Origin of the sequence: Coprococcus sp. AF21-14LB (assembly GCF_003458885.1) — a bacterium.
In the GTDB taxonomy this organism is placed as follows: Bacteria; Bacillota; Clostridia; order Lachnospirales; family Lachnospiraceae; genus UBA9414.
The window spans coordinates 18,205-32,441 of sequence record NZ_QRVX01000005.1; the positions used below are offsets into that span (position 1 = coordinate 18,205).

Sequence of the window (14,237 nt, forward strand, 5' to 3'; positions counted from 1 at the left end):
AGATATGCAAGACCTATCTCTGCCAGATACTCCTTTGAATCATTCTTTTTCATCTTATTTGGTTACAAGAACAGTCGCATACCCATCCCGTTTCAAACGCCGCTCCAATGCCGCTGCATCTGCAAGGCTGGATTCATTCCCTGCCTGAACGAGAAAAAGTCCATCCCGTTCATAAATAGCTGCCGAATATCCTTCTTCCAATAACTCATTCAGCATCCGGTTAGCATTATCCGGATTTCGGAAGGCCCCTGTCTGTACACGATAAACTTTCTCTTCGCTTTCACCGGTATCTTCTTGAAGTACATCAAGAATTCCGTCTGCAATCGCTCTTGCAGTTGCGTCAAAATTCTGGTCAAACAGTTTGTTATCTGTATCTGAATTGATAAATCCTGCTTCCACGAGAATTGCAGGCATCTTCGTTCTGCGAAGTACTACGAGATTCGGACGTTCTTTCACTCCCAGATTTACATATCCGACAGTCTCCAACTGGTCTGCAATTTCCTCTGCCATCTCATTTTTTAAACCGCTCTTATCATAAACAAGCACTTCCACGCCGGAAACTGCATTCGCCTGCGGATAAGAATTGCGATGGATCGATACGAAGAAATCTACTCCGGCATTATTGGCTTCCATCGCCTTTTCATATGGAGTTTCATACACATCCGTTGTTCTTGTGTACTCCACGCGGATTCCATTCTCCTGCAGGATCTGTCCCACCGCCATAGCAAGCTTTAGTGTATCATCTTTTTCTCTTCTCTCCTGGTAAACAGCTCCCGGATCTTTTCCCCCGTGTCCGGCATCGATCATTACCGTATAAGCCATACTTTCAGGCCCCTTATATGCTTCTTCATTTTACTATATGCCAAACGCCAGAACCCGTGCAGTTTTCCTAAAATAATTCAGTCAGTTTTCCTCTTGCACTTTGCTCCTTCTGCAAGTATTATGAATATGGAAGAAAACTATTTCTATGAAAACATTTTAAGCGAAAGAAGTCAGAATGCCTGCTTTTTCCGGCGGCATTTACGCAATAAAAAAGGAGAGAATCGCATGTCATTAAATGATTACCAAAAGGCTGCCAAAATGGGCAAACGGGAAATGAATCTCCGCACACTCAAGGGAGAGAATCCTTACCTCCCATCTTTAGACGATATCATCAAACGCGGAGATATTGCCTCAGAAGTTCCCCTCGGTATCGTACAGATCCTACTGACCGGATCGTAGGTACGAAATCAAGTGATCGCCGCAATGCATTTGCTGCAAATTTCATGCCGGTACTTGAAGAAAGATCTGAATTTGCTATTAAATGGATCTCCCTCTGTGAATCCCACATTCAGGAAGGGATTCGGGACCCGATCAAGGCTTACGAATATATGAACAAATTCTATGTCCAGGAAGGCAATAAGCGTGTCAGCGTTTTGAAGTACTTCGGTGCAGTTTCCATTGTAGGGCAAGTAATCCGTCTCATTCCGCAGCGAACAGAAGAAAAAGAAAACAAGATTTATTTTGAATTTCTTGATTTTTATGAACTGTCAGAAATTAACTATATCTGGTTTACAAAAGAAAAAAGTTTTGCAAAATTACAGCGTCTCGTCGGAAAAATGCCGGACGAACGCTGGACAACGGAAGATCGTTTGAAATTCAGCTCTATCTTGTCCCGCTTTACAGCGCTTTACGATACCGATGACCTCGGTGAATTGACCATTGGCGATGCATTTTTATCTTTCATCGAACTCTATGGCTATGAAGAGGTATACAATATGCCTACTTCTTCTCTCAAGCGTCTGATCAAGAATCGTCAGGAACAGTTGGAAGCGTTTGCCAGCAATCAGCCGCTTCAGCTTCGCATGAATCCGACCGAGGAGAAAACAAATCTTTTAAAACTTCTTCTCCCGGGAACAAAATCTACATTGCGGGTAGCATTTATCCATGAAAAATCTTCTGAAACCTCTGCCTGGACCTATTCCCATGAATTAGGCCGCATGCATCTGGATGATACATTTGCAGAACAGATTGAGACGTTCGCCTACAATAATGCTACTCCGGACAACATTGACGTACTGCTTCAGGATGCGATCGCCCAGGGAAATGATATCATTTTCACTACTTCCCCTCCGCTTTTGCTTCCAAGTATTAAAGCAGCCATCGATCATCCTAATGTCAAGATCCTGAACTGCTCGCTCAATGCCTCTCATCAGTACATCCGCACCTACTATGCCCGCATGTACGAGGCCAAATTCCTCATGGGCGCCATTGCCGGTGCGGTTTCAGAATCCAATGACCTTGGCTATATCGCCGATTACCCGATCTATGGTATGGTTGCAAATATTAATGCCTTTGCATTGGGAGCCAAGATGATTAACCCACGGGCTAAAGTACATTTGAAATGGTCTACCCTCAAAGACTCGCATCCTATTGATGAATTTGAAGAAGAAGGAATCTCCTGTATCCTCGGCCAGGACATGATTATTCCGGGCCAGGCTTCCCGCTATTTCGGTCTCTTCAAAATGCAGGAGGAACACATTACCAATCTGGCAATTCCGGTATGGCATTGGGGAAAATTTTATGAGAAAATGATCGATACCATTTTAAACGGCTCCTGGAAAAACGATGAAAGCAAAACAGCTACCGGGGCTGTGAATTATTGGTGGGGAATGTCTTCGGATGTAATTGAGATTATCTGCTCTCAGCATCTTCCACTTGGCACAAACCGCCTTGTTGAACTTCTCAAAGAGACAATCTGCAAGGGAGAATTCACACCATTCCGCGGTGTACTATACTCCCAGACCGGAATTGTGCAGAAGGATGAATCTGCTGTTCTCTCTCCTGAGGAGATCATTACAATGGACTGGCTGGCAGAAAATGTCGTTGGACATATTCCAAAACCGGATGAGCTGGTCGATCATGCCAAACCTGTCATCTTATCTCAGGGCATCGGCACTACAACATCAAAGGAGTAACACAGCAAATGAAAATACTAGCTATTGCAGACGAAGAATCCCGGTATCTCTGGGATTTCTTCGATAAGAGCAAGCTGGAGGGAATTGACCTGATACTCTCAGCCGGGGATCTTGATCCGCGATACTTGTCATTTCTCGCCACATTTACTCATGCGCCTGTTCTGTACGTCCACGGAAACCATGATTCCATCTACGACACGGTTCCGCCGGAAGGCTGTATCTGCATAGATGATGATATTTATGTACACAACGGAATTCGAATCCTCGGACTTGGCGGTTCTATGCGCTATTGTCCTGGAAAATACCAATATACGGACCGGGAAATGTCCGCGCGGGTAAGAAAACTCTGGTGGAAACTCAAGCGGCGCCGGGGCTTTGACATTCTTCTCACTCACGCTCCGGCCTATCAGCTCAATGACGGTCGGGATCTCCCGCATCAGGGATTCCGGATTTTTAATAAACTGATGCAGAAATACCAGCCGCGCTTCTTTTTGCACGGACATGTTCATTTAAGCTACGGCCGTCAGCATATGCGCTATGACAAATTTGAAGAAACCCACGTCATCAATGCATTTGAACGCTGTGTCTTTGATTTTGATGACGAAAATCTTGCCCAGCATATCCGCTGATACTATTTTCAACCGATCTTGCTCATACAAAATAATGGAATATTAAAATGGAGGATACTTTAACATGATAAAATTAATTGCCAGCGATATGGACGGCACTGTTCTGAGAAACGGAGCTCAGGAACTCCCGGAAGGATTTACTGATCTGATCTTGCGTCTGAAAGACTGCGGAGTTCATTTCGTTGCTGCCAGCGGACGCCAGTATCAGAATCTTCGCCGCCTCTTTGGTCCGATCCAGAATGAGATTTCTTACATTGCAGAAAACGGTTCTCTCTGTACTCACGAAGGAAAAATTTTCTATCAAGGCGAAATCGATCATTCTCTCGGACTTGAAATTATTAAAGAAATCAAAAAAATACCTGAATTGGAAATCGCTCTCGCCTGCGAGAGAACTACTTATGTAGAACATAAAAATCCTGAATTTCTTCGCTATCTGCGCGAAGAAGTAAAATACGACATCACTCCGGTGGATGACTTCTCTTCTGTCACAGATCCATTTTTAAAGATCGCTGTCTGTGACTTTCAGGGCAGTTCCCGCTATGACAGTCATTTTCGTGAACTCTTCAAAGAGCGGATTAATGTAGTTACCTCCGGTAATCTCTGGTTTGATTTCATCGCACCAAACGCCAACAAAGGTCTGGCATTACAGAGCCTAATGGATCAGCTTCATGTGAAGAAACGGGAATGTATGGCATTCGGAGATGAATATAACGATGTGGAAATGCTTCTTACTGCCGGCTCAAGCTATGCCATGAAGACCTGTGCTCCCGGCGTTGACCGTTTTGCCACGGCTACTACCGCCACCGTGGAAGAAGTTCTTGAAGAACTTTTAGAAGAATACGAATAAAAAGCCTCCGGCAGAATCTCATATGGTTCTGCCGAAAGCTTTTTTATGAATATTTATAAGTAGTCCCTTTCTTCCGTTGTTTCAGTTCTGTCAATCATGACAGCAGCGGTTCTTCCTCAAACCGGATACCGTCACCGGCTTTTCCATCTGTTTCAAATACGATGATCTCATTCTTTCCTTCTCGAAGAAGCGGCGCCGGAATATACAGCCGTTTCTGTGGTCCGATCTCCCAAAAACGTCCCAGATTTTTTCCATTGATAAGTACACAGCCATGCCCAAATCCCGGAAGCTCCAGAAACGTATCCGCTGGCTCATCAACTGTTAATTCAAAATGATAAAATGCCGGACCTTCTTTATATTCCTTTGAGAAATCCACTTTCTCAATATTATTCAGAGGAAGCGGGTAAATATCCCATCCATTCTGGAATGCCCAGTTAAACCAGACGCCTTTCGTAATCCCTTTCTTCTGATCTTCAATCTGCGGCCCGTAATTGACGCGGCCAAGATTCTCCATCAAAATATCAAACTGTGCGCCTTCCCGCTCCAGATGAAGTTCTCCATTTTTCTCCAGTTCTTTGTCATATCGGATTTCTACCTGCTTCTCATCTGCAAAGATATTTGCCCGGTCACCTCCGCCCATGATTTTAAATTCACTGAAATCTTTCTGTGTGCCAAGTTTTGTCCGGTAAAGGATAAATCCATAGTCTTGTCCCACTTCTTCCATGGACTGTGTCCACTGACTATGTACCGGTGTTGAAAGATCATCAAGGACAGAAAAAAGACTCACTTTCTTATCTGCCTGTACGTTTCCATAAGCTTTTCGTTTAATCTTTGTTGTAAACTCTACTTCCGGAATCTCTGTATATTTACTGATCACATCACGGAAACGGAAATATTTCTCTGTCATGCGTCCATCTTCTGACAGTACCGCATCATAATCGTAAGATGTCGTATCCGGTGTCAGACATGAGGCATAATTGGAACCATTCATAAATCCAAAATTTGTGCCTCCGTGGAACATATAGAAATTAACATTTCCCTGCTGCAGCATCTCATCCAGATCTTTTACATTCTGTTCCAAATCCGATGTCATATGTGTTTCTCCGCCCCAGTGATCAAACCATCCTGCCCAAAACTCCATACACATAAGTGGCTGATCACCGATATATTCTTTCAGAAACTGAAATCTGTCTTTTGTATTCGAGCCAAAATTAGCTGTTGCCCATACGCCTTCCATCGTTCCCTTATCCATCATCTCTTTTCGCGGTCCATCCGCAGTAAAAAATGGAACTTCTGCACCGTTTTCCCGCATAAGAGATGCCAGATGTTTCAGATATTCTTTATCTGTTCCGTAGGAGCCATATTCATTTTCAACCTGCATAAGAATAATCGGGCCACCCTTTGTGCATTGAAGCGGCGTCAATATTTTGAACAGCTCTTTATAATAGCTTGCAACACAATCCATGTACACCGGGTTGTCTGTGCGCAGGCGAATTCCCGGCTTTGTCAAAAGCAGGATGGAAAACCGCCAAACTCCCACTCCGCACAAATATACGGTGACGGTCTCACAATGACCCACAGTCCAAGCTCCCCGGCTGTCCTGATAAATCTTCCAAGATCTGCTATTCCTTCAAAGCAGAATTCGTTCTCTCTTGGTTCATGTACATTCCAGGCCACATACGTTTCCACAGTATTACAGCCCATCGCTTTTAATTTTTCCAGACGGTCACGCCAATATTCCGGCACAACGCGATAATAATGGATTGCTCCTGAAATAATCTGAAAAGGTTCTCCATCCAGATACAATTTATCTTTTACTTCAAATCTGTGGTTCATTTCTTTATGCCTCCGTATCATGTATTTTTATTTCTCCGGCAGATTTAAGTTTGCAAGCGCTGCTGCAAATGCATTATTGATCGGCTCCGCCGCCTCTTTCTTCTGTTGGTTTAGATATTTCTGTACGTCTCTCTTGCTGACGCCTTTTCCTTCCTTCGCCCGTCTCGCTTCAAATGCAGACAGTTTCTCCTTATAACCGCATGCGCAAATGAATGTCTGAGCATCGCCTTTTCCATAAAGTTCCATTCGTTTATGGCATTTCGGACATCTTGCATTTGTCGTACGGGCCACCGTCTCCCGATAACCACATTCTCTATCCTGACAGACTAACATCCTGCTGTTTTTTCCATTTACCGCCAACATCGGTTTCCCACACTGCGGACATTTCTTATTCGTTACATTATCATGTCGGAATGTACCTTTCCCCAGCTTAATCTCTTCTACGATTTCCTGCGTATATGCATCAATTTCCCGCATAAATGTACTTGCTTTCATCTGACCTTTCGCGATCTTAGAAAGCTTCATCTCCCAGTCTGCAGTCAGCTCCGGCTGTTTTAATCCCTCCGGTACGAGTTCCAGTAGCTGTTTTGCTTTTGATGTAATAAAAATGTCCTTGCCCCGCTTCTCCATTAAAAAACTGTTAAACAGCTTCTCGATAATATCCGCGCGGGTTGCCACCGTTCCAAGTCCTCCAGTTTCTCCCAATGTCTTTGCCGCCTTTGCGTCTTTCGTTGTCATATATTTTACCGGATTTTCCATCGCAGAAAGAAGAGTTGCTTCATTAAACGGCGCCGGCGGCTTCGTCTTTCCCTCTGTAATTTCATAGCGCAGTACCGGAATCTGGTCGCCGGTTTCTACATTCGGAAGCGTTTGATCTCTCAGATCATCTGTTTCCTCTTCCTGCTCCCATTCCTCTTCATACGCAGCCAGCCAGCCAGACTTCTTCATGACCTTTCCCTTTGCCGCAAATGTCTCACCGGCAGCTTCTGCCCTAAGCACTGTCTGCTCATATTCTGCTGCCGGCAGAAGCACTGCTACAAATCTCCTTACGACAAGATCGTAGATTTTTCTCTCATCACTCGTCATATGCTCCAACTGTACAAACTGTTCTGTCGGTATAATTGCATGGTGATCGCTTACTTTAGCATCATCCACGAAACGCTTGTCCGCCCGGATCTCCCGGTTGATCAGCGGTTCCGCCACTTTCCGGTATGGTCCGACACTACACGCTTTTAAACGTTCTTTCAGTGTTCCGACAACATCGGAACTTAAATATCTGGAGTCCGTTCTCGGATAAGTCAGCACTTTATGGTTCTCATACAGCCTCTGCATAATATTCAATGTTTCCTTTGCCGAGAATCCGAAACGCTTATTTGCATCTCTTTGAAGTTCTGTCAAGTCATAAAGCCCCGGCGCATACGTCTTTTTTGATGTCCGATCCACTTTTGTTATGACAAGACTTTCTCTCTCCAGCTGTTTCTTCATCTGTTCTACCCGTGTTTTATCAAACGTGCGTCCGCTTCCCGACCGCTCCTCCTGCCACTGGAACGTAATTCCTTTTGATACTGCCCTCATACCATAATAACTCTGAGGTTTGAAATTCCTAATCTCCTCTTCTCTCTTTGCAATCATGGCAAGTGTCGGTGTCTGTACACGTCCGCAGGAAAGTTGGGCATTATATTTACAAGTCAGCGCTCTCGTTCCATTCATTCCAACGAGCCAGTCAGCCTTCGCTCTGGCAGATGCAGCATGATAAAGATTCTCGTAATCTTTTCCATCCTTCAAATTAGCAAATCCGTCCCGGATTGCTTTATCTGTTACAGAAGAAATCCACAATCGCCGGATTGGCTTTGACACATGGGCTTTCTCAAGAATCCACCGCGCCACAAGCTCTCCTTCCCGTCCTGCATCTGTCGCAATAATGATCTGAGATACATCTTTTCGAAAAAGCTGTGCTTTTACAAGCTGGTATTGCTTCCCTGTCTGACGAATCACTACTAGCTTCCATTCTTTTGGCATCATCGGAAGATAATCCATCTTCCATTCTTTCCAGCCTGTTTCATATTCCTCCGGATCTGCCAGCGTTACGAGATGCCCAAGTCCCCATGTGACAATATATTTCTCTCCTTCAATTGCTCCCTGAATCTGCTTTTTACATCCAAGTACCCGGGCAATATCCCGGCCTACAGATGGTTTCTCCGCAATTACTAATGACTTCATTATGCTTCCTCTTTTGTCTTTCGTTTTAAATAAACGTCGATATCTTCGATGATTTTCTCCGGAATCTTCTCAGGTACCGGAAATACTGCTGAATTTAACATCCGCTGACAGAACAGCAGAATAAATGCTGTTGTGCGGGAAAGATTATCAAATCCCACCTGATTCAGATCATCATTTCGGTGATGGATCTTAACGCCTCCCTCGATTCCTACGCGGAAGAAATTTACCGCCGGGATTCCGGCATCCGTAAACGGAATCGAATCGCTTGAGTAAATGGACTGTCTTACTGTGATTGGAAAACCTACTTCCTTTGCAAGGTAATCAATCATATGGCAAAGGCTCTGGTCTGCCATAACACACGCCTTATCTGCTCCCAGAAGCGGCGCTGCCAGATCTACATTGATCATAAAACGAATCTGTTTCAGCTCCTCTTCATGGGCTTTCACAAATGCCTTGCTTCCCACAAGTCCTCTCTCTTCTGCTGAAAACCAGATAAATTTCAGATTTCGTTTTGCCGGATGTTCCTTAAAATATTTCAAAAGTTCAATCAAGATTGCCGAGCCGGCTCCATTGTCGTACACTCCTGGACTAAACTGTGCCGAATCATAATGTCCGCCAAGCACGATTGTTTCCCCGTTTTCTTCTGTTCCAGGCACTTCTGCAATAATGTTATGAGCCGGCCACTGTCCTTCTTCCTGTGTAAGCTTCAGCACAACTTCTTTCGGATTTTCTTTCACAAGCGCCAGCGCATCTTCCGCCCGGAGATTGATTCCCGGAATGACTCCGAATTTCCTTGCCCAGTCGTAGAGTTCACAGTCCGGAAGATCTGTTTTACTGCGGTCATCAATAATTGTCCCGGTAAATGTAATAAAGCCTTTTACTTGTGCCCGAATCAACCTTTCATATACTTCCGGTGTCAGTCTGCGGTTCAGGAGAACAATCTTTCCTTTCGCATCCATCAGATCTGCTTCTTCTGCATCCTGAGCATAATGAAACGGCGCCCAGATTCCGGATTCCGGTGTAGAACCAGACATCATGTATCCTCCTGCCTCATAGGTTTTGCCGCCAAACTTAAGCGATGCCTGGTGAATCACTGCATGATCCATCATAAATTCTTCTACTTCCGGTACGATTCCGATTTTACGGATTTCACTGCAGATTAGCTGAACTGCTTCTAACTCTGCCGGTGTACAGCTTTCCCGGACAAAACTCAGTTTCTGCATTACATTAAATGCAAGTCTCCCTATCTCTCTCTGTTTCTCTATTTCCACTTGCTTTTCTTCCATGTCTCTTTCCTCCCAGTCATTTTCTATAATGTAATATAATATGGACAAATATCTTCATAGTGACCGTCTTTCATTCGAAAACCGCCTTTAATCACGCCAAGCTGCTCAAATCCAATCTTTTCATATAAGTGTCTTGCCGCGCCGTTTGTACGAACAACCGCATTAAACTGCAATACTCTGTACCCATAAATCTTCCCCTGCACCATACAGTCTCGTACAAGCATCTCACCGATGTGTTTTCCTCTGCTCTCCTTGTCTACCGCATAGCTTGCATTACAAATATGTCCGCATCTTCCCACATTATTTGGATGCAGAATATATAATCCGTAAATTCTTCCGGTCTCTTTCTCTTCTGCCACCCCGGTATATGTCTGACTCTTAAAAAATTCCAGCCCGGTTTCTCTTGTCAATTCTTCTTCCTGTGGAAATGCAATTCCTTCTTCCACAATATCATTCCAGATTCTGATCATCTGATCTAAATCCTCTTCCTCAAACTTCCGAACACAAATACTCATTTCCCTGCCTCCTTCTGGCTGATTTTTGAGATAATCATTCGAATCATCTGCTAAAACTTTACTTCGCTACTGTCAAGTTTATCACATAGAAATAGAAAAGTACATGGATTTCCCAGAGACAAACTGCATGAAATTTTCTCAAAATTATATACAAAATGGGCACAGCCCTTTCGGACTGCACCCATCATTTATTTCCTTGATTCAATTAATTAATCACCATTGCAGTGATCTTATAATTCCTCATTTTCTGAAGCAATCGCTTCCTCTTCCACAGCAGATTCTTCTGTTTCTTCTAATACAAATTCATCAGAAAATCCGTCTGCAAATTCCACTGTTTCTTCTACGGCTGCTGCAGTTTCCTCGCCTTCTTCGAAGGCGTCCATTTCTTCTTCCATGCCTGTATCAAGTTTAACGTCACGGTATTTTCTCATACCTGTTCCGGCTGGGATCAGCTTACCGATCAGAACGTTTTCTTTCAGACCGATCAGCGGATCGACTTTTCCTTTGATAGCAGCTTCTGTCAGAACTTTTGTTGTCTCCTGGAAGGAAGCAGCTGATAAGAATGAATTTGTTGCTAAAGAAGCTTTTGTAATACCAAGCATTACCTGCTCGCCTGTTGCCGGTTCTTTTCCATCTGCAACCAGCTCTTTATTCGTTGCTTCAAAATCAAGAATATCAACCATTGTTCCCGGAAGGAATTCAGAATCTCCGTTTTCTTCGATACGAATCTTCTTCAGCATCTGACGCACAATGACTTCGATATGCTTATCATTGATTTCTACACCCTGAAGACGGTATACTCTCTGAACTTCCTGGATCATATAATCCTGAGCTGCTCTCAAGCCTTTGATTCTTAAGATATCATGTGGGTTTACACTACCTTCTGTCAGTTCATCACCGGCTTCCAGAACAGCACCATCCTGAATCTTAATACGGGAACCGTATGGGATCAGATATGCCTTTGTCTCACCTGTTTCTCTATTTTCAACGATGATCTCACGTTTCTTCTTTGTATCATTAATTGTAGCTACGCCGCCAAATTCTGTGATGATTGCAAGACCTTTCGGTTTTCTTGCCTCGAAAAGCTCTTCGACACGAGGAAGACCCTGTGTGATATCGTCACCGGCTACACCACCTGTATGGAATGTACGCATGGTCAGCTGTGTACCTGGTTCACCGATAGACTGTGCCGCGATAATTCCGACAGCCTCACCTACCTGTACCGGCTCACCTGTTGCCATGTTGGCACCATAACATTTTGCACAGATTCCGACACGGCTCTTACAGCTTAAGATTGTACGGATCTTTACTTTTGTCAGGTGTTCGCCATTCTCATCCACACCATATTTCATAACGGCTTCTGCACGTTTTGGTGTGATCATATGGTTTGCTTTTACGATGACATTGCCATCTTTATCTTTAATTGTCTCACAAGAATAACGTCCTGTAATACGTTCCTGAAGACTTTCGATTTCTTCATTTCCGTCCATAAATGCATGTACATACATTCCCGGAATCTCTTCGCCTTCTCCTGCACAGTCCACTTCACGCACGATCAATTCCTGAGATACGTCAACAAGACGTCTTGTCAGGTAACCAGAGTCGGCTGTACGAAGCGCTGTATCGGAAAGACCTTTACGAGCACCGTGGGCAGACATGAAGTACTCCAATACGTCAAGTCCTTCACGGAAGTTAGACTTGATAGGAAGCTCGATCGTACGTCCTGTTGTATCAGCCATCAAACCACGCATACCTGCAAGCTGTTTGATCTGTTTGTCAGAACCACGGGCTCCGGAGTCAGCCATCATGTAAATATTGTTGTATTTATCAAGACCGGATAGCAGGGCTTCTGTCAGCGCCTCGTCAGTTGCTTTCCATGTCTCAACAACTTCTTTATAACGCTCTTCTTCTGTAATAAGACCACGTTTGAAGTTCTTTGTGATACGGTCTACAGTATCCTGTGCTTCCTGGATCATCTGCGGTTTCTGCGGCGGCACTGTCATATCAGAAATAGATACCGTCATAGCAGCTCTCGTAGAATATTTGTATCCGATCGCCTTTACATTATCCAATACTTCTGCAGTTGCTGTTGCACCATGTGTATTGATAACTTTTTCAAGAATCTTCTTCAACTGTTTCTTACCAACAAGGAAATCAATTTCCGGAAGAAGCTCATTACCTTCGATTGTTCTGTCAACAAATCCAAGATCCTGCGGAATGATCTCATTGAACAGAAGACGTCCAAGTGTAGACTCAATGGTTCCTGTCTTTATCTCTCCGTTCGGAAGTGTCTTTGTCATACGAACTTTAATCTTGGAATGCAATTTGATGATACCGTTTTCATAAGCAAGAATTGCTTCATTCACGCTCTTGAAGAACTTGCTCTCACCTTCTGCACCAGGTCTTTCCTGTGTCAGATAGTAAATACCAAGTACCATATCCTGTGAAGGAACGGCTACCGGACCACCATCAGAAGGTTTCAAAAGGTTGTTCGGAGAGAGCAGAAGGAAACGGCACTCTGCCTGTGCTTCTACAGATAACGGAAGATGAACAGCCATCTGGTCACCGTCGAAGTCGGCGTTGAACGCTGTACAAACAAGCGGATGCAATTTGATTGCCTTACCTTCTACAAGGATCGGTTCAAACGCCTGAATACCAAGTCTGTGCAGTGTAGGAGCACGGTTTAGCATAACCGGATGCTCTTTAATAACGTCTTCTAAGACATCCCATACTTCCGGCTGCAGACGCTCTACCATTTTCTTTGCATTCTTAATATTATGTGCTGTACCATTTGCCACAAGTTCTTTCATAACAAACGGCTTAAACAGCTCAATTGCCATTTCTTTCGGAAGACCACACTGATAAATCTTCAGTTCCGGTCCTACAACGATAACAGAACGTCCTGAATAGTCAACACGTTTACCGAGAAGGTTCTGACGGAAACGTCCTGATTTACCTTTCAGCATATCAGAAAGTGATTTCAAAGCTCTGTTTCCAGGTCCTGTTACCGGACGGCCGCGGCGGCCATTATCGATCAGCGCATCAACAGCCTCCTGAAGCATTCTCTTCTCGTTGCGGACAATAATATCCGGAGCGCCGAGTTCAAGAAGTCTTCTCAGACGGTTGTTACGGTTGATGATTCTTCTATATAAATCATTCAGGTCAGATGTTGCGAAACGTCCTCCGTCTAACTGAACCATTGGACGAAGATCCGGCGGGATAACCGGAATCACATTCATGATCATCCACTCCGGCTTATTGCCTGATTCGCGGAACGCCTCAACTACTTCCAGACGTTTTACGATTCTTGCACGCTTCTGTCCAGTAGCGCCTTTCAGTCCTGCCTGTAATTCTTCATATTCTTTTTCAAGGTCAATTGCCTGTAAGAGTTCCTGAATGGCCTCTGCGCCCATTCCGACACGGAAAGCGCTTCCCCATGTCTCTCTTGCTTCCTGGTACTCCTGTTCAGATAATACCTGTTTGTACTGAAGGCTTGTTTCTCCCTTATCAAGTACAATATAAGAAGCAAAGTAGAGCACTTTTTCAAGTGTTCTTGGAGACAGATCAAGAATCAGTCCCATACGGCTTGGAATTCCCTTGAAATACCAGATGTGTGACACCGGAGCAGCAAGGGCGATATGACCCATGCGCTCACGACGTACACTTGCTTTTGTTACTTCAACGCCACAACGGTCGCAGACAACGCCTTTGTAGCGGATTTTTTTATATTTACCACAGTGACATTCCCAGTCTTTGTTCGGCCCGAAAATTCTTTCGCAGAACAGACCGTCACGCTCTGGCTTCAGTGTTCTGTAGTTGATCGTCTCAGGTTTTGTAACCTCACCTCTTGACCATTCCAGAATCTTCTCAGGTGATGCCAGTCCGATTTTGATCGCATCAAATGTCATTGGCTGATATGTTTCATTATTTGTTGCTGTCATATTGGC

The 14,237-nt window shown here is 44.3% G+C and carries 10 protein-coding genes and 1 pseudogene; 4 read left to right on the forward strand and 7 right to left on the reverse strand.

Annotated elements, in window-relative coordinates; genetic code table 11:
• Window positions 1–54 precede the first annotated feature (54 nt).
• Window positions 55–822 (reverse strand): N-acetylmuramoyl-L-alanine amidase, encoded by a 768-nt coding sequence (locus DWX73_RS02075; RefSeq protein WP_118346477.1) that lies wholly within the window; start codon window positions 820–822, stop codon window positions 55–57.
• Window positions 823–1,047: 225 nt separating this feature from the next.
• Here DWX73_RS02075 and DWX73_RS14520 point away from each other — a divergent pair, with 225 nt between their 5' ends.
• From DWX73_RS14520 to DWX73_RS02090, 4 genes are all read left to right on the forward strand, one after another.
• Window positions 1,048–1,221 (forward strand): hypothetical protein, encoded by a 174-nt coding sequence (locus DWX73_RS14520; protein WP_330413383.1) that lies wholly within the window; start codon window positions 1,048–1,050, stop codon window positions 1,219–1,221.
• Between the two features lie 44 nt (window positions 1,222–1,265).
• Window positions 1,266–2,957 carry a BMP family ABC transporter substrate-binding protein gene (locus DWX73_RS02080; protein ID WP_330413384.1) on the forward strand — a complete coding sequence of 564 codons (1,692 nt, stop codon included), beginning with the start codon at window positions 1,266–1,268 and terminating at the stop codon, window positions 2,955–2,957.
• Window positions 2,958–2,965: 8 nt separating this feature from the next.
• Window positions 2,966–3,586 carry a metallophosphoesterase family protein gene (locus DWX73_RS02085; protein WP_118346478.1) on the forward strand — a complete coding sequence of 207 codons (621 nt, stop codon included), beginning with the start codon at window positions 2,966–2,968 and terminating at the stop codon, window positions 3,584–3,586.
• Window positions 3,587–3,650: 64 nt separating this feature from the next.
• Window positions 3,651–4,433: an HAD family hydrolase gene (locus tag DWX73_RS02090; RefSeq protein WP_118346479.1), complete on the forward strand. Its 783-nt coding sequence runs from the start codon at window positions 3,651–3,653 to the stop codon at window positions 4,431–4,433.
• Between the two features lie 94 nt (window positions 4,434–4,527).
• On the opposite strand, the gene DWX73_RS15395 is transcribed toward DWX73_RS02090, so the two are convergent.
• The 6 genes and pseudogenes from DWX73_RS15395 to rpoC all read right to left on the reverse strand — a co-directional run bounded on the left by DWX73_RS15395 (window position 4,528) and on the right by rpoC (window position 14,231).
• Window positions 4,528–5,340, reverse strand: coding sequence for a hypothetical protein (locus DWX73_RS15395; RefSeq protein ID WP_334294644.1), 813 nt, complete (start codon window positions 5,338–5,340; stop codon window positions 4,528–4,530).
• 18 nt (window positions 5,341–5,358) lie between these two features.
• Window positions 5,359–6,290, reverse strand: a pseudogene (locus tag DWX73_RS15400) (glycoside hydrolase family 35 protein); the annotation flags it as partial.
• Between the two features lie 6 nt (window positions 6,291–6,296).
• Window positions 6,297–8,489, reverse strand: coding sequence for a DNA topoisomerase III (locus DWX73_RS02100; protein ID WP_118346480.1), 2,193 nt, complete (start codon window positions 8,487–8,489; stop codon window positions 6,297–6,299).
• Complete coding sequence (locus DWX73_RS02105) at window positions 8,489–9,775, reverse strand: M28 family metallopeptidase (RefSeq protein ID WP_118346481.1); 1,287 nt, start codon at window positions 9,773–9,775, stop codon at window positions 8,489–8,491. Before DWX73_RS02105 ends, DWX73_RS02100 begins: the two co-directional genes overlap by 1 nt.
• Window positions 9,776–9,798: 23 nt before the next feature.
• Window positions 9,799–10,290, reverse strand: coding sequence for a GNAT family N-acetyltransferase (locus tag DWX73_RS02110; RefSeq protein WP_118346483.1), 492 nt, complete (start codon window positions 10,288–10,290; stop codon window positions 9,799–9,801).
• A 230-nt stretch (window positions 10,291–10,520) separates the two neighbouring features.
• Window positions 10,521–14,231, reverse strand: a complete 3,711-nt coding sequence (rpoC, locus tag DWX73_RS02115) for a DNA-directed RNA polymerase subunit beta' (protein WP_118346485.1) — start codon at window positions 14,229–14,231, stop codon at window positions 10,521–10,523.
• Window positions 14,232–14,237 lie beyond the last annotated feature (6 nt).